Annotated in this window: 19 protein-coding genes and 1 pseudogene; 11 read left to right on the plus strand and 9 right to left on the minus strand. The window is 61.5% G+C overall.

Annotated elements, in window-relative coordinates; translation table 11 throughout:
• The first annotated feature begins 105 nt into the window (after positions 1-105).
• Together IHQ71_RS20665 and IHQ71_RS20670 are read left to right on the plus strand one after the other, a co-directional pair.
• Positions 106-603 carry an Rrf2 family transcriptional regulator gene (locus tag IHQ71_RS20665; RefSeq protein ID WP_258158312.1) on the plus strand — a complete coding sequence of 166 codons (498 nt, stop codon included), beginning with the start codon at positions 106-108 and terminating at the stop codon, positions 601-603.
• 33 nt (positions 604-636) lie between these two features.
• On the plus strand, positions 637-1,098 hold the full coding sequence (locus tag IHQ71_RS20670) for a carboxymuconolactone decarboxylase family protein (RefSeq protein ID WP_258158313.1): 462 nt from the start codon (positions 637-639) through the stop codon (positions 1,096-1,098).
• A gap of 3 nt (positions 1,099-1,101) precedes the next feature.
• On the opposite strand, the gene IHQ71_RS20675 is transcribed toward IHQ71_RS20670, so the two are convergent.
• Positions 1,102-1,947, minus strand: coding sequence for a methyltransferase domain-containing protein (locus IHQ71_RS20675; RefSeq protein ID WP_258158314.1), 846 nt, complete (start codon positions 1,945-1,947; stop codon positions 1,102-1,104).
• Positions 1,948-2,072: 125 nt separating this feature from the next.
• Complete coding sequence (locus tag IHQ71_RS20680) at positions 2,073-2,696, minus strand: YitT family protein (protein WP_258158315.1); 624 nt, start codon at positions 2,694-2,696, stop codon at positions 2,073-2,075.
• A 150-nt stretch (positions 2,697-2,846) separates the two neighbouring features.
• Here IHQ71_RS20680 and IHQ71_RS20685 point away from each other — a divergent pair, with 150 nt between their 5' ends.
• Positions 2,847-4,013, plus strand: coding sequence for a PAN domain-containing protein (locus tag IHQ71_RS20685; protein WP_258158316.1), 1,167 nt, complete (start codon positions 2,847-2,849; stop codon positions 4,011-4,013).
• A 16-nt stretch (positions 4,014-4,029) separates the two neighbouring features.
• Here the strand turns inward: IHQ71_RS20685 and IHQ71_RS20690 are convergent, their stop codons facing one another.
• On the minus strand, positions 4,030-4,974 hold the full coding sequence (locus IHQ71_RS20690; protein WP_258158317.1) for a class I SAM-dependent methyltransferase: 945 nt from the start codon (positions 4,972-4,974) through the stop codon (positions 4,030-4,032).
• Positions 4,975-5,046: 72 nt separating this feature from the next.
• Here IHQ71_RS20690 and IHQ71_RS20695 point away from each other — a divergent pair, with 72 nt between their 5' ends.
• From IHQ71_RS20695 to IHQ71_RS20705, 3 genes and pseudogenes are all read left to right on the plus strand, one after another.
• On the plus strand, positions 5,047-5,316 hold the full coding sequence (locus IHQ71_RS20695; RefSeq protein ID WP_258158318.1) for a DUF6460 domain-containing protein: 270 nt from the start codon (positions 5,047-5,049) through the stop codon (positions 5,314-5,316).
• 5 nt (positions 5,317-5,321) lie between these two features.
• Positions 5,322-5,840: a CAP domain-containing protein gene (locus IHQ71_RS20700; protein WP_258158319.1), complete on the plus strand. Its 519-nt coding sequence runs from the start codon at positions 5,322-5,324 to the stop codon at positions 5,838-5,840.
• Positions 5,837-7,170 (plus strand): annotated as a pseudogene (locus IHQ71_RS20705) (MATE family efflux transporter). The gene IHQ71_RS20700 and the pseudogene IHQ71_RS20705 overlap by 4 nt, the downstream one beginning before the upstream one ends.
• A gap of 11 nt (positions 7,171-7,181) precedes the next feature.
• Here the strand turns inward: IHQ71_RS20705 and IHQ71_RS20710 are convergent.
• Entirely contained in the window at positions 7,182-8,534 is a 1,353-nt protein-coding gene (locus IHQ71_RS20710; RefSeq protein WP_258158320.1) for a DUF1254 domain-containing protein, read from the minus strand.
• Positions 8,535-8,732: 198 nt separating this feature from the next.
• On the opposite strand from IHQ71_RS20710, the gene IHQ71_RS20715 reads away from it, so the two are divergent.
• On the plus strand, positions 8,733-10,118 hold the full coding sequence (locus tag IHQ71_RS20715; protein ID WP_258158321.1) for a DUF1254 domain-containing protein: 1,386 nt from the start codon (positions 8,733-8,735) through the stop codon (positions 10,116-10,118).
• Positions 10,119-10,130: 12 nt separating this feature from the next.
• Here IHQ71_RS20715 and IHQ71_RS20720 read toward each other — a convergent pair whose 3' ends face one another.
• The 4 genes from IHQ71_RS20720 to IHQ71_RS20735 all read right to left on the minus strand — a co-directional run bounded on the left by IHQ71_RS20720 (position 10,131) and on the right by IHQ71_RS20735 (position 16,622).
• Positions 10,131-11,147 carry an ABC transporter permease gene (locus tag IHQ71_RS20720; protein ID WP_258158322.1) on the minus strand — a complete coding sequence of 339 codons (1,017 nt, stop codon included), beginning with the start codon at positions 11,145-11,147 and terminating at the stop codon, positions 10,131-10,133.
• Complete coding sequence (locus tag IHQ71_RS20725) at positions 11,147-12,736, minus strand: sugar ABC transporter ATP-binding protein (protein ID WP_258158323.1); 1,590 nt, start codon at positions 12,734-12,736, stop codon at positions 11,147-11,149. The genes IHQ71_RS20720 and IHQ71_RS20725 overlap by 1 nt, the downstream gene beginning before the upstream one ends.
• Before the next feature lie 248 nt (positions 12,737-12,984).
• A complete protein-coding gene (locus IHQ71_RS20730) occupies positions 12,985-13,932 on the minus strand; it encodes a substrate-binding domain-containing protein (protein WP_258158324.1) in 948 nt (315 codons plus the stop codon).
• Between the two features lie 209 nt (positions 13,933-14,141).
• Positions 14,142-16,622 (minus strand): DNA translocase FtsK, encoded by a 2,481-nt coding sequence (locus tag IHQ71_RS20735; protein WP_258158325.1) that lies wholly within the window; start codon positions 16,620-16,622, stop codon positions 14,142-14,144.
• Positions 16,623-16,939: 317 nt separating this feature from the next.
• Between IHQ71_RS20735 and IHQ71_RS20740 the strand changes: the two genes are divergently transcribed.
• The 3 genes from IHQ71_RS20740 to IHQ71_RS20750 all read left to right on the plus strand — a co-directional run bounded on the left by IHQ71_RS20740 (position 16,940) and on the right by IHQ71_RS20750 (position 21,914).
• Positions 16,940-17,503 (plus strand): TetR/AcrR family transcriptional regulator, encoded by a 564-nt coding sequence (locus tag IHQ71_RS20740; RefSeq protein WP_258158326.1) that lies wholly within the window; start codon positions 16,940-16,942, stop codon positions 17,501-17,503.
• 71 nt (positions 17,504-17,574) lie between these two features.
• The gene (locus tag IHQ71_RS20745) at positions 17,575-18,750 is read left to right on the plus strand and encodes an efflux RND transporter periplasmic adaptor subunit (RefSeq protein WP_258158327.1); all 1,176 of its coding nucleotides are present in this window, start codon (positions 17,575-17,577) and stop codon (positions 18,748-18,750) included.
• 8 nt (positions 18,751-18,758) lie between these two features.
• On the plus strand, positions 18,759-21,914 hold the full coding sequence (locus IHQ71_RS20750; RefSeq protein ID WP_258158328.1) for an efflux RND transporter permease subunit: 3,156 nt from the start codon (positions 18,759-18,761) through the stop codon (positions 21,912-21,914).
• Positions 21,915-21,992: 78 nt separating this feature from the next.
• On the opposite strand, the gene IHQ71_RS20755 is transcribed toward IHQ71_RS20750, so the two are convergent.
• Positions 21,993-22,898: a DMT family transporter gene (locus IHQ71_RS20755; protein WP_258158329.1), complete on the minus strand. Its 906-nt coding sequence runs from the start codon at positions 22,896-22,898 to the stop codon at positions 21,993-21,995.
• A gap of 85 nt (positions 22,899-22,983) precedes the next feature.
• Here IHQ71_RS20755 and IHQ71_RS20760 point away from each other — a divergent pair, with 85 nt between their 5' ends.
• A complete protein-coding gene (locus tag IHQ71_RS20760; RefSeq protein ID WP_258158330.1) occupies positions 22,984-23,913 on the plus strand; it encodes a LysR family transcriptional regulator in 930 nt (309 codons plus the stop codon).
• Positions 23,914-23,923: the final 10 nt, after the last annotated feature.

A 23,923-nucleotide genomic window follows, 5' to 3' on the forward strand; every position in this document is an offset into this window, starting at 1 on the left:
TCCTTTTGTTCCCGCTGGCAAGACCGAAACGCAGCGTTCGCAAAATGCCACTTGACCTTTGCAACAATCACGGATAAAAAATATCCACGATTAAGGAACAAGCCGATGAAGATGAGCGACGGCGTAGAGCAGGCCATCCACAGCGTGACGATGCTGGCGCACCTCACCGAGGGCGGTGTGCTGTCGGCGGCGGCATTGGCGGAGTTTCATGGCGTATCGCCGAGCTACCTGCTCAAGCACCTGCAGGCACTGTCGGGCGCCAGCATTGTCCAGACGGTGCCGGGGCCGAAAGGCGGCTACCGTCTCGCCAGGCCGACCGGTGATATCTCGCTTCTCGATATCGTGCTCGCCGTCGAAGGCAATGCCCCGGCCTTCCGCTGCAACGAAATCCGTCAGCGCGGACCGAACCCAGTACCGGGTAAACCCACCAAGCCCTGTGGCATAGCCTCTGCCATGCTCAAGGCCGAACGTGCCTATCGCGCCGAACTCGCCCGCGTGACGATCGCTGACGTGATCGGCGACCTGAACGAGACCGACACCGATGGCGCGATCGCCGCCCGAGGCTGCGCCTTCCTCGAAATCAACGAACGCAAATCCGCTTAAAACTCCCCCCGAGAACCTGAAAGGAAAACCTAAATGCAACCCCGTTTCAACTTCTACAAAGCCGCCCCGGATGCCTACAAGGCCGTTGCCGCACTCGAGGACTATGTCCAGACCTCCGGCATCGAGAAGCGCCATATCCACCTCATCAAGCTCCGCGCCTCGATCATCAACGGCTGCGCCTATTGCGTCGACATGCATAGTAAGGAAGCCCGCAACGGCGGCCTGCCGGAACAGTGGATCAACCTGATGGCCGTGTGGAAGGAATCACCGGTTTACGACACCAGAGAACGCGCCCTGCTCGGCTGGGTCGATGCGGTGACCAACCTCGCCCAGACCGGCGCGCCGGACGACGCCTATGAAGCGCTCAAGGCGCATTTCAGTGAGGAGGACATGACCAAGCTGACGGTTGCGATCGGCGCGATCAATATCTGGAACCGCCTCGCCGTCGGCTTCCGCTCGCAGCACCCGATCGACCAGGCTGCCAAGGCGGCCTGACGATCAGCCGTCCGCTATCCGGGACCATGCGCCGATCTCCGAACGGCTCATGATCACCGCACCGGCCGCAATGTCGCGCATCATGCCGGCCTCGACAGCAGCCGGGTCGATCGATCCGGCCGCCACAACACCTCTGCCAATGATCTCCGGCAGCATCGTGACCATCAGTTCATTGGTCTGATGCGCCCAGTCGCGGCCACCCGTCTCACCTCCGATAACAGCTTCGAGGTGCATGGCGGGCGCCGCGAGCCCGGCCGCCCGGAACACGGCATCGAGCTTGCCACCCATGCGCGTCTCGATGCCGGTCCGCTTGAACGTCTCGACGATCCATTCGCAGCTCTGGTCGTAATTGCGTGATGGCGGATGCGAGCGGGCGCCACTCCAGTCCGGCTCGTGGAAGGCGACGACCCCGCCCGGCCGCACATGGCGCGCGGCATCCCGCAGCAGCGCCGCGGGATCGGCCTGGAACATCAGCACATAGCGGCCGACGGCGGCATCGAAGGATTTCTCGAAGGTCAGCGAACCCGGATCGCCTTCGCGGAAGCTGATATTCTTGGCCGGATAGTTCGCCACCCGCCGCTCGGCCGCGGCAAGTGCCGCAGGCGCACGATCGACACCGACCACCTCGCCGGTCTCACCGACCAATTCGGCGATCAGGAGCGATACATCACCCGCGCCGCAGCCAACATCGAGCACCCGCATGCCGGGACCGATGCCTGCAAACAACAGGATGCGCCGCGTGATCGGATTGATGATATCCGCCTGATGCTTCAGGCGCCTGATTTCACGATCGGAATGGACGAGAATATAGGGAACGCTTTCCCCCGTGCTGCTGTCTGCGACTGCCATGACACCGCCTCCCCTCAAGCGATTGATGCCAACGTCCAGAGCATTCCATGCAAGACAGCAATATAGCATCCCACCCCGAAATCCTAACGGGATTTATGGCGGTATTTCGGCCATCCGCGATCAGTTCACAGTGCTATGTATCGATCCGTGCGGTGATTGACGGCGATAAAGAAATTCATCGCCAGCGCACCGATCACCGAGCAGAGGACGATAAAAGGGCTGGCGACGAGGAACGACGCGGCGAGGATCACCAGATCGATGCCAAGCTGGATCAGTCCCGCCCGCCAGCCGAAGCGTTCCTGCAGGTAGAGCGCCACGATGCCTACGCCACCCAGGCTCGCGCGATGGCGGAACAAGGCGAGCATGCCCATGCCGATCAGCAGGCCGCCGAGCACTGCGGCCCAGACCGGATTGATATGCCCAAGCTCCAGCAGCTTCGGCTGATACTCGGCGAAAATGGCCAACAGCCCGATCGCCACGAAGGTCTTGATCGTGAAAGCCTTGCCGACGCGCTTATAGGCAAACCAGTAGAACGGCAGATTGAGCACGAAAAAACCTAAGCCAAAACTCCAGCCGAAGGCATAGTGCAAAAGGAACGCCACGCCCGCGACGCCGCCGGTGAGCACCCCGGCCTTGGCGAGCAGCATCACGCCGAGCGAGGCCAGTACGGTGCCGGTGAACAACCCTTGCGCATCCTCGAACAGCGAGTGCCGCGCAGGTTCTGTGTTCCAAAAGCCGATCTTCGCCATGCCCGCTCCGTTGAGGTATCCCGGTCCTTATCGCGGTTGGGGGTGCACTGCAACATAGACCTTAGCCGTCTTTAACCACTCGTGGCGCCCGTGCATTTAACAATTGACTCGCCTGTGCCTCAGAAGCTTAACTATAGGCAGGGGGATAGGATGCCGATCACGCGGATTGTGCTTTTCTTGATGTTGGCGATCCTACCCTTCAGGGTCTGGGCAGCAGACATTCGCATTGAGCGCACTCCGGACGGCAACTCTTTTCTGATCGTCAAGGGCGAAATTGCCATCGGAGATGATCAGAAGTTCAACAATCTCGCAATTCAACTTAAACAGACGACGGTTTTCCTCAATAGTCCGGGCGGGTTAGTTGACCCTGGAATGGAGATAGGAAAGACAATAAATATTAAGGGCTTTTCGACGGCAGTGATGCCAAACGAGGTTTGTGCGTCTACTTGTGCTCTTATCTGGCTCGCCGGAAGACCTCGTGGCTTGTTTAACAGTTCCAAGATTGGCTTCCATGCCGTTTTCACAGTCGATAGCGGTCAACCGAATGTAAGCGGATCGGGCAACGCGCTTGTGGGAGCCTATCTGCAAAAACTGGGGCTGAACGAGCAAACAATTTTTTTCGTCACTAATACAAAGCCAGACACCTTTGACTGGCTCGACGCCAATGAGGCAAAGCAGATCGGACTGGATGTCATGGTGTTAGCAGACACCGCATCCCAGCCCACGCCTTATGGTGACAATTCCAAGACCAGCGACGCCTCAGCTTTTCCCAAAGAATCTCAATCCAGTTCAGAAGGCTTACCCAAAAGCAGTACTGACACATCGTCGCAAGTCCCTGAAGTGACGCGAGATTGGGCCACTTTGCAAGATAGTGACCTTCCAGGTTACGATCTCCCGGGCATGCCTCTTTCATCCGCAAGCCCGGATGAATGCAAAGCGGCCTGTAATCTAGTAGGACGATGCGTTGCCTACACCTTCAATGCAGCGTTCGGAAAGTGTTTCCTGAAATCGCACGCATTTGAATCCCTGCAATATACGGGCGCACTGTCCGGTTATGATATCGGCCGCGTGACGGTGAGCCGAGTGGGGAGCGAAGTCGGTGCGATTGGCTTCAGGACCAGTTCCGGTCACGAAATTGTCTCACCACCCTACCTGGCCTTCAAGAATTCCACACTGGCTTGGTGCCAAGACAAGTGCATATCCCAAAAGAGATGTACGGGTTTTAACTTCTACCAAGGCGGCGAGTGTCGTCTCTTGCGGGCAAAGAAACCCACCCGTCGAAACAACGTTGCATTCTCTGGAATCCGACTAGATTAGTCGGCGAATGGTTCGACTATCCCGAACGCCGCGCTAAAAACAACAGCCCCGTGATCGGCTCGCCCGCGTCCATGCGAATCACGGCCTCCTCGGTTGCGATCGTCTCCAGCCCATTGGCGGCGAGCATGGTTGCAACATGCGTCTCGGAATGGGCGTAGCGAAGCGAGGAGCGAAGCTCGAAGCCGCTCTCATCCGCCGCTTTTTCGACGGAGAAGGCGAAGACGCCATCGGGCTTGATCAGTTGCGCGACATTGGCGAAGGCAGCCTTCAGGTCGCCGAGATACATCATGACATCGGCAGCCGAAACCAGATCGGCGCGGCGGGGCGAGCCGAACAGGCCGGATTGGTCCGGCGGAAGCGACAGGTCGGCGCGGCCGAGATGATTGTAAATCTTCTTCGCCGCGGCCTTGGCCAGCATGGAATCGGATATGTCATAGCCTTCGAGCCGATAACAGTTGCCGGCGATCTCGGCGCCGAAAAGGCCGGTGCCGCAGCCGATATCGACGGCATTGAAGAACTTGTGCCCGGCGCCCAGATGGGCATCCACCAATGCTTTCAGTTTGGCCGGCACCGTATATTGCAGCTTTTCAACGAGAGACTCGTCGAAGCGGCTGGCATAATCGTTGAACATTTCCGCGACATAGGCGCTCGGCGGCAGCGCCGGCGTCTTGCCCTCGAGCTTGGCGATCTTGAGCCCCGCGCCGAACATGTCGTTGCGATCGATTTCCGTCACCTTGCGAAAGGCATCCACGGCGCGCTGCATGTCGCCGGCCTTTTCTGCGAGCTCGCCGAGTTGGAACCAGCCCGCGGCCCAGTTCGGCACGAGCTCGAGAGCCTGCCGCATCAGGTCGGTGGCGGCGCTGTGGTCGCCGTTCTCGGACAGCATCTTGGCATAGTCGGCACGGCGGTCGGCGGTGATATCGCCGGAAGAAAGGTTTCGCATGTTTTTGAATCTTTTCATTATCCCTCCTACGGTCTAATTTCCGCCTTGTCGGTGGGTCAAGCGAATTCGCGATTCGAATGGAGAGATTAAATGGCCGAAGGGCTGAACCGGTTGCTCGGGGACACACCGGGACGCACGATCATCAAACTTGTCGTCATTTCGGTGGTGGTCGGCTTCGTGATGAGCATGATGGGCTTCTCGCCCTGGGACCTCGTCCGGTTCATCCAGCGTGGCATCCGCGATCTCTGGAACTCGGGCTTTGCGGCACTCGGCCGGGTCGGCGACTACCTGATCGTCGGCGCCATGATCGTCATACCGGTCTTTATCATTCTTCGCATCCTCAACTGGCGGAAATCCTGAAAACCATGCACTATCTACTCTCCCGGCGCCTTTTCCTGATCGGTTCCGGAACCACGCTTCTCCTCTCCGGCTGTTCGGTGACATCAACGCTCGCGCCGATCGAAAGCGGCACATCGGCCGACATGACCGATGCGGCCCTGCCGATGGTCAACAGCGTGCGGCGCAAGCAGGGCAAATCCAGCCTGTTCAACGATCCGGTCGCGGCCAATGCCGCCAAGGATCATGCAATCCGCATGTCGCGCTACGGCAAGATGAATCACGACCTAGGCAAGGACAAGAATTTCCTCGGCCGCATGAAGCGGATGGAAGTACCCCTGCCCGCTGCCGAGAATATCGCCACTGGCCAGGACTCGACCGAGGAAGCGCTGACGGCCTGGATTCGCTCGCGGCACCATCTCGACAACATGCTCGGATCCTATACCGGCGTCGGCGTTGCCGTGGCGAAGAACACCGGCACCGGCGACCGGCCTTATTGGGCGATGGTGCTCTCCAATTCGCCTTCACGCTTCTCGCTCAGGGCATGAGCATCGAGCCAAGGCCCGCAGGCGCGTTCGACGTGACCCACCGGATGGTGCTGGGCCTTGCGCTGCCGATGACCTTCGGCTTCCTCACCATTCCGCTCCTCGGCATCACCGATACGGCGGTGGCCGGACGGCTCGGCGATCCCTCGATGCTCGCGGGTCTGGCGATCGGCGCTGTGCTGTTCGACCTGATTTTCGGTAGTTTCAACTTCCTGCGTGCCTCGACCACGGCGCTGGTGGCGCAAGCCTGGGGCCGCGAGGATCGCACTGAGCAGGAGGCGGTGTTCTGGCGGGCGCTGGCGACGGCGGTCGTCTGCGGTATAGCGATCGTATTGCTGTCGCCGCTGCTGCTCGCGGGTGGGCTTTGGATCATGTCGCCCGACGCCGCGACTGCCGCCGCCACATCCGAATGGTTCATGATCCGCATGCTGTCGGTGCCGGCCGGGCTCGCGAACTTCGCCATCCTCGGCTATCTGCTCGGGCGCGGTCAGGCGCGGATCGGACTGTTCCTGCAGGTGCTGATCAACAGCATCAACATCGTGCTGACCGTGCTGTTCGGGCTCACGCTCGGCTATGGAATCGCCGGCATCGCGGTTGCCACGGCGATCAGCGAGGTGATCGGCACCATGGCCGGGCTCCATGTGGTGCTGAAGCCGTTCCGGGCCAGAAACCCACTTGATGCGCCCGGCACTTTCGCGCGCGAAAAGCTCAGGGCGCTCTTCGCGCTGAACGGCGATATCCTGATCCGCACCTTCGTGCTGATCGGCGCTTTCGTCATCCTGACTCGCATCGGCTCCGGCTTCGGCCCGGTCACGCTTGCGGCCAACGCCGTGCTGATGAACTTCTTCATGGTCGCGGGCTTCTGGCTGGATGGGCTCGCCAATGCCGCCGAGACCATCATCGGACGCTCGATCGGCGCTGCCTACAGGCCGGCTTTCGAGCGCGGCGTCTGGCTGACCGGCATATGGTCGGCGGTGCTCGCCGGCTTGACAACGCTGGTCTTCCTCGCCATCGGCCACCCCCTGATCGACTTCCTGACGACGGTGCCGCAGGTTCGTCTTGCCGCCTACGAGCATCTGCCATGGGCGGCGCTGACGGCTCTCTCGGGCTTCCTCGCCTTCCACATGGATGGTGTCTATATCGGCGCGACGTGGTCGCACGCGATGCGCAACCGCATGGTCTGGCCTTCGCCGGATACTGCCTGGCGCTGGCCCTGCTGGTGCCGTGGCTCGGCAATCACGGTCTCTGGATCTCGCTCAACGTCTTCCTTGTGCTGCGCGGCGTGCTGCTTCTGATGCGGTTGCCAAGCTTGAAGGCTGGCTTGCCCCAGTAATCCGCCTACGGCTACTCCGCAGGCTGCGGCGCCGGAAGTTTCCAGCTTCCTTCCATCGCCGATTTGTCGGGGCCGTAAATCCGCGCGACGAGACTGTATTTGCCCTCCGGCGTCGGCAACCAGTTTGCCTCCTTGTCCTTGCCCGGCGACTTGTGCCCCAGATAGATCGTCAGCGACTTGTCGGCGCCGTATTTGAGGTCCTTCGTTCTATCGCCGATGGAGTAGCGCTCCAGCGGGTTGGCGTACAGGAAGCGATCGGGCAGCGCATAGAGCGTCAGCGACCAGAAGAATTTTGCAGGCGGCAGCGTGTCTGCGGTGAAATGCAGCATGGTCTGCTGCGAGCCGTCGCCGACGAAGCCGCCATACCAGGCCTCCTCGATCGAGTTGCCATAGAGACCCTTCTCTGCCCCCATCGCGCGGATCATGTAGTTGCCCTTCAGCACATCTCGCGAACCGAAGAGACCGTTCGAACTGAGAGTGGTCTTTGCGACCTGCGCCATTTCGGCTTTGGCATCCTCGACACCCGCATCAATGGCCTTCAGCAACTCTGGATCGACCTTGGCCGCATCCCATGGTTTGCCCGGCGCGATACCGATCCCGGCAAACCTCGCCATGAGCGACCGTTCCTCCGGGACAGTTGGCTGCGCGAACTGCAGAAGGAAATTCAGGTAACCGATGAAGTCGTGGCTAGAAGCCTTGACATGACTGTAGGGCGGAAACGCGATCGCCGATGCGGGCTCAGGTGCCGGCACCTTGAGGAACTGGCTCAATGGCTCCAGCTTATAGCCAGCCTGTATGGCCTTGACGTTGGGGATGTCTTCCTTGCCGTTCAGGGATGTTCGCCCGAGAATGCCGACGATGTCGGTTTCGGCCTTAATCACCTGATTGACGTTCGCCGGCTTTTCACCATTCCAGCCTGGTCCGGCGATGATGTAGCTACCGGCATCGAAGCCTGTCGCCCGCACGCCGACATAGCCGAAATTATAGGTGAAGAGATCAATAAGCTGCATCACGTAATACCGGTCGTGCGGAACGGCGGGCACGCTCAGCACCATGGGCTCGGCCCGCAGATCGAGCCACGCCCAGGAATAGGGCGTGTCGTTGTTCGGTGTCACGACATCCCGGTTTTCTGGGGTGTACGCGTCCGAATAGTGCCGGAAGACGTTAAAACCCCCGATATACTCGGGCGCATCCGGCAGCGTCGCCTGCTTGGACCACGTTCCGTAACTCGCGATCGGAGCAAAGGCGTAGACATATGCTTCCTTGGCAACGGCACGTGCTTCTTCAGGCGTGACCGTCTGGGCGAACGCTGCCGTCGCCATTCCCGCCAGCACGGCTGCCGCCATTCTGAGTGTTCTGAACATGTTCGTCCTCCAGTCATGACATCGAAGCCGCACTCAAGGATGGAATCGGCAGCCGCCGCAAGTACGTTACGGTTACAGCCTGACAACAACCGACCCGGACGGTTCGCGGGAGGAGCTTGCGACCACGACATTTACCGTAACGTACTCCCGCGATCTTTGTTTTTTTGGCACGTTCGGCTCAGACAAGGAGTGATCATCATGATGACGCGTTTGGGAACGTGCATACTTTCTATCTTCATGCTCATTGCAACAGCGGCCGGCGCTGCTGAACTCGATCGCAAGGAAGCGACCGAGATCGCCAAGGAAGCCTACATCTACGGCGTCCCGATGGTGAGCATATATGCGACGCTGTACGCGTTCTCGATCGATGAGAAGAACCCGGAATACAAGGGACCATTCAACTCGACGCTCAATGTCGCGCGAGTTTTCACGCCGAAGGACACTGGTTTCGTCACCCCGAATTCGGACACGCCCTACACGTTCATGGGGCTCGATCTTCGCGCTGAGCCCATGGTCATCACCGTGCCGAAGATCGAGCCGGAGCGCTACTTCGTGTTTCAGCTCATGGACATGTACACATTCAACTTCGCTTACATCGGTACGCGGACGACAGGCAATGACGGCGGAACATACCTGATCGCCGGACCGGCCTGGACGGGAGAGACCCCGAAGGGCATAAGCAAGGTGATCCACTCGGAGACGCAGTTCGTCAACGTGGTCGGGCGAACGCAGATGTTCAATCCCGGCGACCTCGATAATGTCAAGAAGATCCAGGCCGACTACAAGCTGCAGTCGCTCTCCGAGTTCGAAGGCAAGCCGCGCATTCCGGAACCCGAGACCGATTGGATTCGCCCGATATTGCCTGCTGAACAGAAGACGAGCACGGAATTCTACGACGTGCTGGCGTTCCTTCTGCAATTCACACCAACGCATCCCTCCGAAACCGAGCTTCGGGCGAGATTTGAGAAGCTTGGGCTGAAGCCGGGCGAGAAGTTCGACGTTTCCGCGCTTCCTGACGACATCAAGGCAGCTTTGGCCGACGGTATGAAGGAGGGCCAGAAGGCGATCGATGATCGCCGCGTGTCGTTGCACGGAAACAGTGCTGATCTCTTCGGCACCCGCGAATTTCTGAAGAACGATTTCTTGACGCGCGCCGTTGGCACGCAGGTCGGCATCGGGGCGAACTCGAAGGAGGAAGCGCTCTACCCGATCTACGAAAAGGACGCATCGGGCGGAATGCTCGACGGGTCGAAGGGCAAGTATACGCTGCGTTTCGCGAAAGACGGTTTTCCGCCCGTCAATGCGTTCTGGTCGCTGACGATGTACAATCTGCCAAGCCAGCTTCTCGTTGACAATCCGGCAAATCGCTACCTGATCAATTCGCCGATGCTGCCGAACCTGAAGAAGGACGCCGATGGAGGGTTGACCATCTACATTCAGAACGAAAGCCCCGGCGCCGACAAGGAGGCCAACTGGTTGCCAGCGCCGAGTGGTCCGTTCATGATGGCGATGCGCTACTACCTTCCCAAGCCGGAACTGCTCTCCGGCGCCTGGAAGTCGCCGCAAGTGGATCGCATTCCTTGACCGTGGAAAATTTCAGACCCGCGCCCGTGACTTGAGCCAGCGATCGAAGGCCACGGCCAGGATCAGGATCAGGCCGATCACCACCGACTGCGTGTAGGACGAGACGTTGTTGAACTGCAGCCCGTTCTGCAGCACGCCGATCAGTGCCGCGCCAACCACTGTTCCGCCGACGCTGCCAATGCCGCCGAAGAGCGAGGTGCCGCCGATGACCACGGCGGAGATCACGGTCAGCTCATAGCCAAGACCCGCGACGGCTTCGGCGGAATTGAGCCGTGCCGACAACACGAAGGCCGCAAGGCCTGAGAAGAAGCCGACGATGACATAGACCGAGACCAGAACGCGATCGACTCTGAGGCCCGAGAGACGCGCCGCCTCCGCATTGCCGCCTACGGCATAGACCGCGCGGCCGTAGCGCGTATAGCGCAGCACGATATGGCAAAGCACGGCCGCGATGGCGAAGATGATGACCGGAACCGGAACCGGACCGATCAGGCCCGTGCCGAACCAGCGCATATCGGGCGTGAAGCCGGAGATCGGCCCGCCATTGGAGAGCATCAGCGTCAGCCCGCGAAAGATCGTCAAGCCACCAAGGGTGACAACAAAAGGCGGAACCTTCAGTTTGGTGATGGTCAGGCCCTGTATCCCGCCTGCCGCCGAGCCGACGATGACGGCCGCGAGCAGTGCCGCGAACCAGCCATATCCAGTACCTTCGGAGGCCGAGAGCGACAGCGTGCTGGCAGCCCCGCCTTTGGCGACGATGGCCGCGACCATGCCGCAGAGCGCAAGCAGCGCACCGACGCTGAGATCGATGCCGGCGGTGAGAATGACGAAGGTCATGCCGAGCGCGATCAGCCCCGTGATCGAGATCTGGCGCATGATGTTGAAGACGTTGATAGGATCGATGAAGCTCGGCTTCAGCACCGTAAACACGATCATCAGGATGATCAGGAAGAGTAGCGGGCCGAACTGCTTGAGGATTCGGAAGATATTCGGACCCTTGCGTTCGTCCGTATCGATCGTGACTGTCATCAAGCGTCTCCCTGCCGCTGCCCATGCTGATCGGAACCAAGCGCCATCAGCGCCATGAGCGTTTCCTCGGTTGCTTCCACTGCGGGCATTTCGCCGGTGATCCTTCCCTTGCGCATGGTAACGATGCGGTCGCTGACGGCAAGCACTTCAGGCAGTTCGGAGGATATCACCATGACGGCGATGCCGCGCGCGGCAAGTTGCACGAGAATTTGATGCACCTCGGCCTTGGCGCCGACATCGACACCACGCGTCGGTTCATCGACGATCAACACCTTGGGATCGCGGGTCAGCCAGCGGGCGATGATCACCTTTTGCTGGTTGCCGCCCGAGAGGCCCTCGATCGCCTGGTCGGGCGACGCCATGCGGATCGACAATGCCTTCTTGTATTCGCCGAGCGCCTGCCGCTCACGGCCCTCGGCCATGATGCCGATGGCGTTCGAATAGGTATCGAGCGACGCAACGGAGAAATTCTGCTGGATTTCCAGCATGGCGAAGATCGCCTGATGCTTGCGATCCTCCGGCACAAGGCCGATGCCAAGTTCGATGGCGTCGGCCGGCGATTTCGGGCTGATCGGCTTGCCGTCGAGCGTGATCGTGCCGGCGGCGATCTGGTCGGCGCCGAAGATGGCGCGGGCAAGCTCAGTGCGGCCTGAACCGACAAGGCCCGCCACGCCGAGAATTTCGCCAGCCTTGAGATCGATATCGACACCATCGAGCACGATGGCATGCGGCGCCTCGGGATCGCGCCTTGTGCGCAGGCCGCGCACGCTGAGCCGGATGGCACCGGCCGTCTCCCGCTGCGTCGGCCGGGCATAGAGCTCGGACGCGGCGCGGCCGACCATCTTCTCGATGATCGCCGGGATCGGCACTGGCCGCCCCTCCTCGCGCAGCAGATGTCCGGCAAGCCGGCCATCGCGCAACACCGTCATGCGGTCGCAAATCGTGCTCGCCTCTTCCAGCCGATGGGTGACGAACATGATCGCCACACCCTCCTTGCGGAGGCGGTCCATGATGCCGAGCAGGCGTTGCACTTCGGATTCGGTGAGCGCCGACGTCGGCTCGTCCATGATAATCAGCCGGCCCTTGATGGAGAGCGCGCGGGCGATCTCGACAAGCTGCTGTTCGGCAACGGAGAGCGCGGAAACCGGCGTATCGGGATCGATCGAAAGACCGACGCGGGCGATATGAGCGCGGGTTTCCTGACGCATGCGGCGCCAGTCGATCAGTCCCAGCCGGCCCACCGGCGCGCGGCCGATGAAGATATTCTCGGCGACCGACAGCGTTGGGATGAGGCTGAGTTCCTGGTAGATGGTGACGATACCGGCGTGCTTGGCGGCGGCGGGATTATGTGGTTTGTAATCGATGCCATCAAAAACAATGCTGCCGCTGGACGGCGGCTGGGCTCCGGAGAGAATCTTGAGCAGCGTGGATTTGCCCGCGCCATTCTCGCCGAGCAGGCCGAGAATTTCGCCGGGCCGGACATCGAGCGAAACATCCTGCAGCGCCGCGACACCGGAGAACCGCTTGGATATGCCGTGGACTTCGAGCAAGGGTTGGTTCGGCTGTTGCGCCTCGGCCACTGCCACCATTCGTTTCTCCGGTTCGACTTGGATGTCGCCTTCCAAGGCTACATCTGTGGAAATGGCGGGTGCGGCTGTCTCCCTCTTCTCCCCTTGGGGAGAAGTGCCGAGCGTAGCGAGGCGATGAGGGGTTCCCACATCGTCGGGCGCTTCGCGCAACCCCTCATCCGACCCTTCGGGCCACCTTCTCCCCAAGGGGAGAAGCGGGAGCAAGATGCCGCCGGCCAGATGCCCCGGCCGGCGGCAGCCGTTCGTTCTTACTTGGCTTCGCCGATGCGCTCGGCCTTGTCGATATTGTCCTTGCCGATGACGATCGGAGTCAGGAGAACGAGTTTCTCCTTGGGCTCGGTCTTGTCCTTGGCATAGGCAACGGCGATCTTGACCGCGGTACGGGACTGTTCGCCCGGGAACTGCTCGACGGTGCCGGCAAGCTTGCCGTCGCGGACCGCGACGATTGCTTCCGGAAGCGCATCAAAGCCATAGATTTTCACGTCGCTGAAGCCGCGGGCCGCGCAGGCTTCCATCGCGCCGAGGGCCATGTCGTCATTGGCGCAGATGATGGCATCCGGCTTGCCGTTTGCCGAAAGGCCGGCCTCGGTGACCGCCAAGCCCTGATCGCGGGCGAAGTTGCCGGTCTGCTCGAAGATGATCTGGTACTTGTCCTTCATACCGTCGAGCACGTTGTGGACGCCCTTGTTGCGATCGATCGCCGGACCTGCGCCGGGCTGGCCCTGCAGGTGGAAGAGCTTCGCACCATTGGGGAAGGCATCGACCACGGCCTGCGCCTCGGCTTCGCCGCCCTTGACATTGTCGGCACCGACATGGGCGAGAATGCCTTCGACGCCATCGACGCGGCGGTCGATGGTGACGACCGGCACGCCGGCCGCGATTGCCTGTTCGATGGCAGGCGCAAGCGCGTTGACATCGAGCGGCGAGATGACGATGGCGTTGACCTTCTGCACGATCGCCGACTCGATGTCGGCGGTCTGCTTCGGCGCGGAATTCTGGCCGTCGCTTTCGATGATGTTGACGCCCTGCGCCTCAGCCTCGGCCTTGATCTGGTTCAGCATGTGGACGAAGAACGGGAAGCCGAGATTGGGCACGGAGCCCAGAATGGTCAGCTTCTCCTGTGCGAGCGCGCCGGGGGTCACCGCGGCAAGGGTAGCAAGAGCTACGGACGACAATAAAAATTCGCGTCTATTCATAAAGCTCATCCTCCTCAAAAAGCTTGCGCGGGATGACTGCCACTCCTCATTGCAGCCGAGCGCGCCGGAACCTTATGAATGGAGTTAGTAAAGCGCAATACCAATAGTGTTGCGCAGTGCGAAGCATCTATACCGCACTGCAAATATAGCTAGGCGTTTGATCGAATTGTCTTTTTCACTTTTGAAAAAGACAATGACCGGAACTGGACTTATGTGCCGGAAGACGAGCCATGATCGCTTCCGTGGCTGTTGCCGATGATCTCGCGCTTGCCGACATGGTTAGCGGGGCCGACGAGGCCGTCCTTCTCCATGCGCTCGACCAGCGAGGCGGCCTTGTTGTAGCCGATGCCGAGGCGGCGCTGGATGTAGGAGGTCGAGCATTTCTTGTCGCGGAGGATCACCTTGACGGCCTTGTCGTAGAGGTCGTTGCCATCCTCGGCGGCCATGTCGGATTTGTCGAAGACCGCGCTGTCCTGTTCCTCGTCTTCCTCCGCCTCGTCATCGGTGGTGACCGTGTCGAGATATTCCGGGCGGCCCTGGAGTTTCAGGTGCGCCACGACCTTCTCGACTTCGAGATCGGAGACAAAAGGTCCATGGACGCGGGCGATGCGGCCGCCGCCGGCCATGTGCAGCATGTCGCCCTGGCCGAGCAGTTGTTCGGCGCCCTGCTCCCCGAGAATGGTGCGGCTGTCGATCTTTGACGTCACCTGGAAGGAGATGCGGGTCGGGAAATTCGCCTTGATCGTACCGGTGATGACATCGACAGAGGGCCGTTGGGTGGCCATGATCAGGTGGATACCCGCCGCACGCGCCATCTGGGCAAGCCGCTGGATGGCGCCTTCGATCTCCTTGCCGGCGACCATCATCAGGTCGGCCATCTCATCGACGATGACGACGATATAGGGCATCGGCGCGAGGTCGAGCGGCTGGTTCTCGTGGATCGGCTCGCCGGTGCCCTTCTCGAACCCGGTCTGGACGACATGGGTGATCGTCTCGCCCCGCGCGCGAGCCTCGGCGGCGCGGGCATTGTAGCCGTCGATATTGCGGACGCCGAGCCGCGACATCTTGCGGTAGCGGTCCTCCATCTCGCGCACCGCCCATTTCAACGCCAGCACAGCCTTCTTGGGATCGGTGACGACAGGCGTCAGCAGATGCGGGATGCCGTCATAGACCGAGAGTTCCAGCATCTTCGGATCGACCATGATCAGCCGGCATTCCTCCGGCGTCAGCCGGTAGAGTAGCGACAGGATCATCGTGTTGATGGCGACCGATTTGCCCGAGCCGGTGGTGCCGGCAACGAGCAGATGCGGCATCTTGGCAAGTTCGGCGATCACGGGCTCGCCGCCGATGGTCTTGCCGAGGCAGAGCGGCAGCTTGTAGCCGGTCTTCGAGAAATCCGGCGAGTCGATGAGTTCGCCGAAATAGACGGTTTCGCGCGTCGCATTCGGCAGTTCGACGCCGATGACATTGCGGCCGGGCACGACGGCGACACGGGCGGAAAGCGCCGACATTGAGCGGGCGATATCATCGGCGAGGCCGATGACCCGGGAGGACTTCACGCCCGGTGCGGGCTCGAATTCATAGAGGGTGACGACCGGGCCGGGGCGGACATGGATGATCTCGCCACGGATGCCGAAATCCTCAAGCACGCTTTCAAGCAGGCCGGCATTGCGCTCCAGCTGCTCCTGGCTCATCACGAAGCCGATGGTCTCCGGCGGGTCCTGCAGCAGCGCGCGCGGCGGAAATTCATAGCCGCCAGCATTGGCTGTGACATGCGCAATCGGCTCGATCTTGAAGGGCTTGGAAACCTGAACCGCTGATGCGACTTGCACCGGCTCGACGATGGCAGGAGGCGACGAAGCTTGGGGCTGGATGGCGGTTGGCACCGCGGCCCGCCCGGCAGGCTTCGCCGTCTCGAGAGGTCTTGCGCCACGGCTCCAGGGGAAGGCCGCCGGCTTGATGGTAGGCGTCGGCGCCAATGGAATCGGCGCGGCGTTAGGGATGAGAGACGGTGCATCGGATGCAGCGCTCGCGACGGAAACGGGCACGGCGGCCTGCTTGACCTCGATGCTCCTGTAAAGCCCGAGCACGGATGACGAAGCTTCGACCGTCTTCGACCGGGTCGACTCCCTCCGCGGGGCGACGGGCACGCGAGCAGGCTGGGCAATCGGCGCAGGCATTTCGTCCACCACGACATCGAAGGATTCCCAAAAGGCGAAATCCGAGAGTTGGGCGAACGGCGAAAGCGGCTTCGATGCGATGGAAACTTCCGCTGCCTTCACCGACTCGACAACCGGCACGGCATTATCATTGACGGGCTGCTCTGGTGCCTGCTCGATCAACGTGTTCGGCGCGGCGGAGCCGCCGTTCAAAATCATCATGGTGGAAATCATTTCCTGGAGTTCTGCGACCGACGGCGCCTTTTCGGCGATTTCCGAGCGGAGTTCGACCGTCTGCTGCACATCATCCGGATGCAGATCGCGATCCGGCGTACGGGTGAAGCGCACATTCGGCGCGAGGAAGAAATGCCTCTCCCACATCGGCTGCTCGGCTTTCGCGGCGGCTTCGGCGATCTGCCGCATGCGCCGGAGCGCCGCCCCCTCGCGGGGCTGATGCTCCTCACCATCCACGCCGGACTCGCTGCCGTCGTTGAAGGAGGCAGGCGGAAAATTTGTTCTGGGAATTCGCATGAGACCTGCACGCAAGGAGAAGATGAGCCCCATCAGGGATAGGAAATGAAGGTTAAGAATGTCTTCCCGGCGCAAAGAAAATTCTCTCCGATTGATGGGTGCCATCAGCAAAATTCATTAGTTTTCATGCTCTTAAGGAATATGCTACTGCGCAGCTTATAGGAATCGGCCGTGTCGGCGCTGTCTCATCGAGGAGGCCAATGGTTCCGCCGCGCATACGTGCATTTTACGGAGATTTCCGGGGCCGATCGGGTCTTGACGCAGTGCAACAAAACCAATTAAAGAACGAACGTTCGAATTTTAATCCGGCGACATCAATGGCCCGTAACCGCACGATCGATACCGATGCAGTCCTCGATGCTGCCGAACGCGTCGCGATTCGCGATGGCGCCGTCGGCTTGTCCATCGATGCCGTGGCGAAGGAAGCCGGCATCAGCAAGTCGCGCGTGGTCTATGACTACAAGTCCAAGAGCGGCTTGCTGCAGGCGCTGATCGAACGGCGCCTGCGCACCGAGGACGATCGCATCCTGGCAGCGATAGAAGAGCATCGCGAGACGGTAAATCCCGAGCTCTGCGGACGCATCGCGGCAGCCTCGGAGGTGCCCAAGGACGACGACCGTGCTATCGCACTCACCATCTGCGCCGCCATGTCGAGCGAGGAGCCGCTGCAGGACATGGTCCGCAAATGGGTCGATCGCGACATCGGTGCGGTTCAGGTAAGCGCCAGCAACCGGGCGCTTGCGCTCGTCGCCTATCTTGCGCTGCATGGGCTGATGTCGCTGGAATACATGGACTTCCATCGCTGGGAACCAGCCGAGCGCGACACCATCCTGACCGAAATCAGGCGGCTTTCCGAAGCCGCTTCGAGCCAAACCACGTGACACCAATGACAGAGTTTCGCCGGGAGATATATTATCCCGGTGCCGATGATTATAATCCGAAGGCCAATAATATGACCCGTAAGTGGACCAGACCGTTCCGTTTTATCGCACTCGCGACGCTGATCGCCGCAGCACCGCTCGCAACCTTTGCCCAGCAGCCCGGCGAGATGCCGCCGACCGGCGTGAGCTTCGTGACACTCAAGGCGCGCGACATACCCCTGACGAACGACCTGCCGGGGCGCATCGCACCGGTCAGGATCGCCCAGGTGCGTTCGCGCGTGACCGGCATCGTCAAGGAACGCGTGTTCCAGCAGGGCAGCCTGGTCAAGGCGGGCGACGTGCTCCTCCGCATCGAACCCAACCTGTTCAAGGTGCGGGTTGCGAGTGCCAGGGCGTCGCTGCAGAAAGCGCAGGCGACCGAAGTCAATGCCAGCCAGCAACTCGAGCGCCAGAAGGTGCTGCGCAAGCGCAACGCATCGAGCGACGTGGAATACGAGAATGCGGTGTTTGCCCAGGCCCAGGCCAGGGCCGATGTCGCACTTGCGCAGGCAGCACTGGACGAAGCTGAAATCAATCTCGGCTATACGGAAGTCACGGCGCCGATCACCGGTATCATCGGCGGCGCACTGGTGACTGAAGGCGCGCTGGTCAATGCCGATGGCGTCCTGCCGCTCGCCGCGATCCAGCAGATCGACCCCGTCTATGCCGACTTCACCCAGGCAGCCGGCGACCTGCTCGCCATCCGCCGCGATATTGCGTCAGGCAGGCTGGCCGCCCCGCCCGAAGCGGCGAATATCCGGCTGATCTTCGACGACGGATCCGTGCACGACAAGCCCGGCAAGCTCCTCTTCTCGAGTACGACCGTGGATGAGACCACCGGCCAGGTGACGTTGCGCGCCGAGTTCCCCAACCCGAACCGCGAGCTGCTTCCCGGTCTCTATGTCCGCGTCAGGATCGAGCAGGCGGTGCGGAAGAATGCGCTGAGCATTCCGCAGCGCGCCGTGCTCCGTGATGCGACCGGTGCGGCCACGGTCTACGTGGTGGGTGCCGAAAACAAGGCCGAAGCCAAGCCGTTGACGCTCGGCCCCGCACTCAGCGGGGAGTGGATCGTCGAGAAGGGCCTCGCCGCCGGCGACAAAGTCATCGTCGAAGGCGGCCAGAAGCTGCAGCCGGGCATGGTCGTCGCACCCGAGGAATGGAAGCCGGCGGGCACCGCCGACGCCAACGCAACCCAACCGGCGAAGTAAGACAAGACATGGCTCAGTTTTTCATCAACCGGCCGATCCTGGCCTGGGTCATAGCGATCTTCATTTCGATCGCCGGCCTGATTTCATTGCCCTTCATGCCGGTCGCGCAATATCCCAAGGTGGCGCCGCCGCAGCTGACGATCTCGACAGCCTATCCCGGCGCTTCGCCGCAGGAAATCTACCAGGGCGTGACCCGGCAGATCGAGGAGGAGTTGAACGGCGTCGAGAACCTATCCTATTTCGAGTCGACATCCGACACGTCGGGCTCGGTCTCGATCACGGTGACGTTCAAGACAGGCACCGATCTCAGCGAGGCAACCGTGGACGTGCAGGACGCGATCGCTCGTGTCGAGCCGCGCCTGCCGCAGAGCGTCAAATCGCAAGGCATCAATGTGGAGCAGGCAGGCGCCGGCTTCCTGATGATCGTTTCGCTGACCTCGACCGACGGAAGGCTCGATGACGTCGGCCTCGGCGACTATTTGAGCCGCAACATCCTCGGCGAACTGCGCCGCATCAACGGTGTCGGCCGCGTACAGCTCTTCGCCGCTCAGCGCGCCATGCGCATCTGGCTCGATCCCGCCAAAATGCAGGGCCTGAGCATGACCGTGGGCGACATCAATGCCGCAATCACCGCGCAGAACGCCCAGGTCTCGGCCGGCCAGATCGGCGCCGAGCCGAACCCGATCGGCCAGGACCTGACAGCGACCGTGCTGGTCAAGGGCCAGTTGGTCGATCCGGCGGAGTTCGGCAATATCGTGTTGCGCGCCAATGCCGATGGCTCGCTGGTGCGGCTGAAGGATGTGGCCCGCATCGAGGTCGGTTCGGAAAGCTATAACTTCTCGACCCGCCTCGACGGCAAACCGAGTGCGGCCGCAGCCGTGCAGCTTTCATCGACCGGCAATGCGGTGGCAACATCAGCTGCGGTGAAAGCCAAGATGGCGGATCTCGCCAAGTTCTTCCCGGCGGGCATCGAATATTCCACGCCCTATGACACCAGCCCTTTCGTCAATGCCTCGATCCAGAAGGTCGGCGAGACGCTGGTCGAGGCCATCGTCCTCGTCTTCATCGTCATGCTCATCTTCCTGCAATCGTTCCGCTATACGATCATTCCGCTGCTCGTCGTGCCGGTCGCACTGCTCGGTACGGTATCGGTCATGCTGGTCACCGGCTTCTCGATCAATGTGCTGACCATGTTCGCCATGGTTCTCGCCATCGGCATCCTCGTCGATGACGCTATCGTCGTGGTCGAGAATGTCGAGCGCATCATGGCCGAGGAGGGCCTGCCGCCGAAGGAGGCGACGCGCAAGGCGATGCGGCAGATCACCGGCGCCATCATGGGCATCACGCTGGTTCTCGCCTGCGTCTTCATCCCGATGGCCTTCTTCCCCGGCGGCACGGGCGTCATCTATCGCCAGTTCTCGCTGACCATGGTCGTGGCGATCCTGTTCTCGGCGTTCCTGGCGCTTTCGCTGACGCCGGCGCTTTGCGCCACCTTCCTCAAGCCCATTCCGCAGGGTCATCACGAGAAGAAGGGGCTTTCAGGTCTCTTCAACCGCGGTTTCGGCAAGATCACCAGTGGCTATGCCTGGACCATCGGCGGCATCACCAAGCGTGCCGGCCGCATCATGCTGATCTATCTCCTGATCGCCGGCGCGCTCGGCTATCTCTTCCTGCAGGTGCCCTCCGGCTTCGTGCCAAACGAAGACCAGGGCTTCCTGATCGTCGGCGTACAGGGCACCCCGGAAGCTTCGGCCAAGCGGACGAGTGAGGCGATCAACAAGGTCGAGGCGATCTTCAAGACCGAACCGGCGGTCGAGCATATGGTTGCCGTGCTGGGCTTCGGCTTCTCGGGCCAGGGACCGAACGCCGCGATCTCCTTCGTCACCCTCAAGGATTGGGACAAGCGCGGACCGGGCAACAGTGTGCAGGACATCGCCAATCGCGTGAACATGCAGCTCTTCGGGTTGAAGGACGTGGCATTTGCCTTCGCCGTCTCGCCGCCGCCGATCGAAGGCTTCGGGCTGTCGGAAGGCTTTACATTCCGCCTGCAGGATCGCGCGGGTCTGGGGCCGGATGCCTTGACCGCCGCCGGCAACGAGTTGATGACCAAGGCCGCGCAGAGCAAGCTTCTTGCAGGTCTGCGCGTCGAAGGCCTTCCAGACTCCGCACAGGTGGCGCTGACCATCGACCGCGAAAAGGCCAATGCCTTCGGCGTCACCTTCGCCGATATCAACGCGTCGATCACCGCCTATCTCGGTTCGTCATACATCAACGACTTCCCGAATGCAGGGCGCATGCAGCGGGTCATCCTGCAGGCGCAGGACCGCAGCCGCCTCAACGCCGAGGACCTGCTGAAGCTCAATGTGCGCAATGCCTCGGGTAGCATGGTGCCCTTCTCCTCCTTCGCTTCGGTGAAGTGGATCAAGGGTGCGGCGCAGGTCGTCGGCTACAATGGTTATCCCTCGATCCGTATCACCGGCGGCACGGCTCCCGGCATTTCGACGGGTGAGGGAATCGCCGAGATGGAAAGGCTGGCAGCGGAATTGCAGGACGGCTTCGGCTATGAGTGGACCGGCCAGACGCTGGAGGAAATCACCTCCGGCAACCAGGCGCCGCTCCTCTACGGGCTGTCGATCCTGTTCATCTTCCTGCTGCTTGCGGGTCTCTATGAGAGCTGGTCGATCCCCTTCTCGGTGATGCTGGTCGTGCCGCTCGGCGTCATCGGCTCGGTGCTGGCGGTGATGTTCGTCGGCGGCTCGAACGACATCTACTTCAAGGTCGGGCTGATCGCGATCATCGGTCTGTCGGCGAAGAACGCGATCCTGATCGTCGAATTCGCCAAGGACTATTTCGCCGAAGGCCGCTCGCTTCAGGAGGCGGCAACGGATGCAGCGCGTATCCGCTTCCGGCCGATCATCATGACCTCGCTGGCCTTCGCGCTCGGCGTCGTGCCGCTGGCGATCGCGACGGGTCCGAGTGCCGCGAGCCAGAACGCGATCGGCACCGGCGTGCTGGGCGGCATGATCTCGGCGACAGTGCTCGCGATCTTCTTCGTGCCCGCCTTCTTCGTCTTCGTGCTGTGGCTGCTCAGAACCAAACGGCCCGAGCATGGGCATCATGTGCTGGCCGACAAGCCGGCGGATGAGTCGATCGGGCACGCTTAACGGACAAAGGCTACAAAAGTGAAGGCGGGCAGTGGTGACACTGCCCGCCTTTCTCATGAGCAAGGATAAGTGGCGGCCTTAGCGCTTGCGCATCACATTGACCACGACCACACCGAAGATCGCCAGCGCACCGCCGATGGCGCCAATCAGTGTGGGCACTTCGCCGAGCCAGACGAAGCCGATCAGGGTTGCCGCCGGTGGTATGCCATAGAGAAAGTTCGAGGCACGGGCGGCAGGCAGGCGCTTCAGCGCAATGGCCCAGGTCACATAGGCGACGACGGTCGAGAAGATGACGAGGTAGGCGAGGTTCCACAGGGTCGCTGCCGAAGCGGACTTCAGGACATCGAATGTTTCCGGAACCGTGGGCCAGAGCGGGATCGAGCCGAGGAACATGATCCATGCGGTGACCGAAAGGGCGGGCATGCGGCCGAGGACCGGCTTCTGGAGGACGCTTGCGATGGCCGAGCACAATGCGGCACCGACGATCATCAGCGCATTCGGATCAAGCTTGAAGCCTTCCGGGCTCGCCGCCGCGATGAGGCCGACACCACCGAAGGAGATCGCCGTGCCGATCCAGCCCCAGCGGCCGAAGCGCTCGCCGAGCGTGACTGTCGCGATGAGTGCCGTGAAGACCGGCATCGTGTTGATGATGAAGCTCGCCGGCCCAGCCGCCACTGTCGTCTCGCCGATATTCAGCAGCACCGCATAGGTGGCGATGAAGAGTATGCCAGCAACAAAGAGCCGGGCGAAATCCTTCATCGAAGGCAGCGGTCGCATGACGACGAGGTAGGCGAGTGCGATGAGGCCGGCCGGCACATAACGGGCGGTGGCGAGTTCCACCGGCGTCAGCGGCCCGAGCAGCACGCGGATGACGGCGAAGGCGGACGACCAGAAGACGATCGTCACGAGGATGGCCCCGAAGGCCACGAGATCGAAATTGCCTGACTTTACTGGCATGACTGGTTCACTGGTAACGGCGCTCATTTGAATGCTCCATTCGTTTGATGAGCAATGGTTACGCCGCACATCTATGCTTGAAAAGCACCGCAATCGATGATCTTATGTGCGTATGGTTCACAGCTCAGCCGCCCTTCCGCCCCTCGATACGCTTGAGACCTTTGCTCGTGCGGCACGTCTCGGCTCCTTCACCGCCGCCGCCGAGGAAAGCGGCGTGACCCATGGCGCGGTCTCCCGCCAGGTCTCGCGGCTCGAGCGCTGGATGGGCGTGAAACTCTTCGCTCGCGAGGCGCGCGGCGTGACGCTGACGCCTGAAGGCATGCGCTTCCTCACCCGCACCGAAGAGGCGCTGGCGCTGCTCGGCAATACCTGGGAGCGCTGGACTCCGAAGCCTACCAAGGCGGTGGTGCGTCTCTCGGTGACGCCGTCGGTCGCGTCGCTCTGGCTGTTCTCGCGGCTCGCGAAGCTTGAGGGCCGCGACATCCATGTCGAGATCGCGCTCGAACACCGGCTCGCGGATTTCGCTGAAGGCACGGATCTCGCCATCCGTTGCGGCAAGGGGCCATGGGCCGGCGTGCGCGGGCTTCAACTCTGGCAGGAAAAGCTGTTTCCCGTCGCCTCCCCCGCCCTTGCCGAAAAGTTGAGTGGCCGGTCGGATGCGGCGGCGCTTTTCGAACTGCCGCTCATCCACGATTCCAACATCGAAACCTGGCGGCGCTGGCTGGCGGTGGAGAATATCGGCTACATCCCACGCGGGCAGGACCGGCGGTTCGAGGATTACAATATTGTGCTGGATGCCTGCGCCCAAGGCGCCGGCCTGGCGCTCGCTCGCCGTCCGCTTGCGGACGCCCATATCGAGTCCGGACGGCTTGTGGCGGTGTCAGACAGGACGATCGACCATCATGTCGCCTTCCACCTGATCCGCGCGAACGAGGCCCTGCGCGGCCCCGCCGCCGAGTTCGCACGGCGCTTTCTTAAAGAGGCAGGCCGGGATGAGGAGACGATCGCTACCTTCATCTCCTTGGGTCGCGGCAAGGGCTGATCTGCTTTCG

Origin of the sequence: Rhizobium sp. TH2 (assembly GCF_024707525.1) — a bacterium.
Classification (GTDB): domain Bacteria; phylum Pseudomonadota; class Alphaproteobacteria; order Rhizobiales; family Rhizobiaceae; genus Rhizobium_E.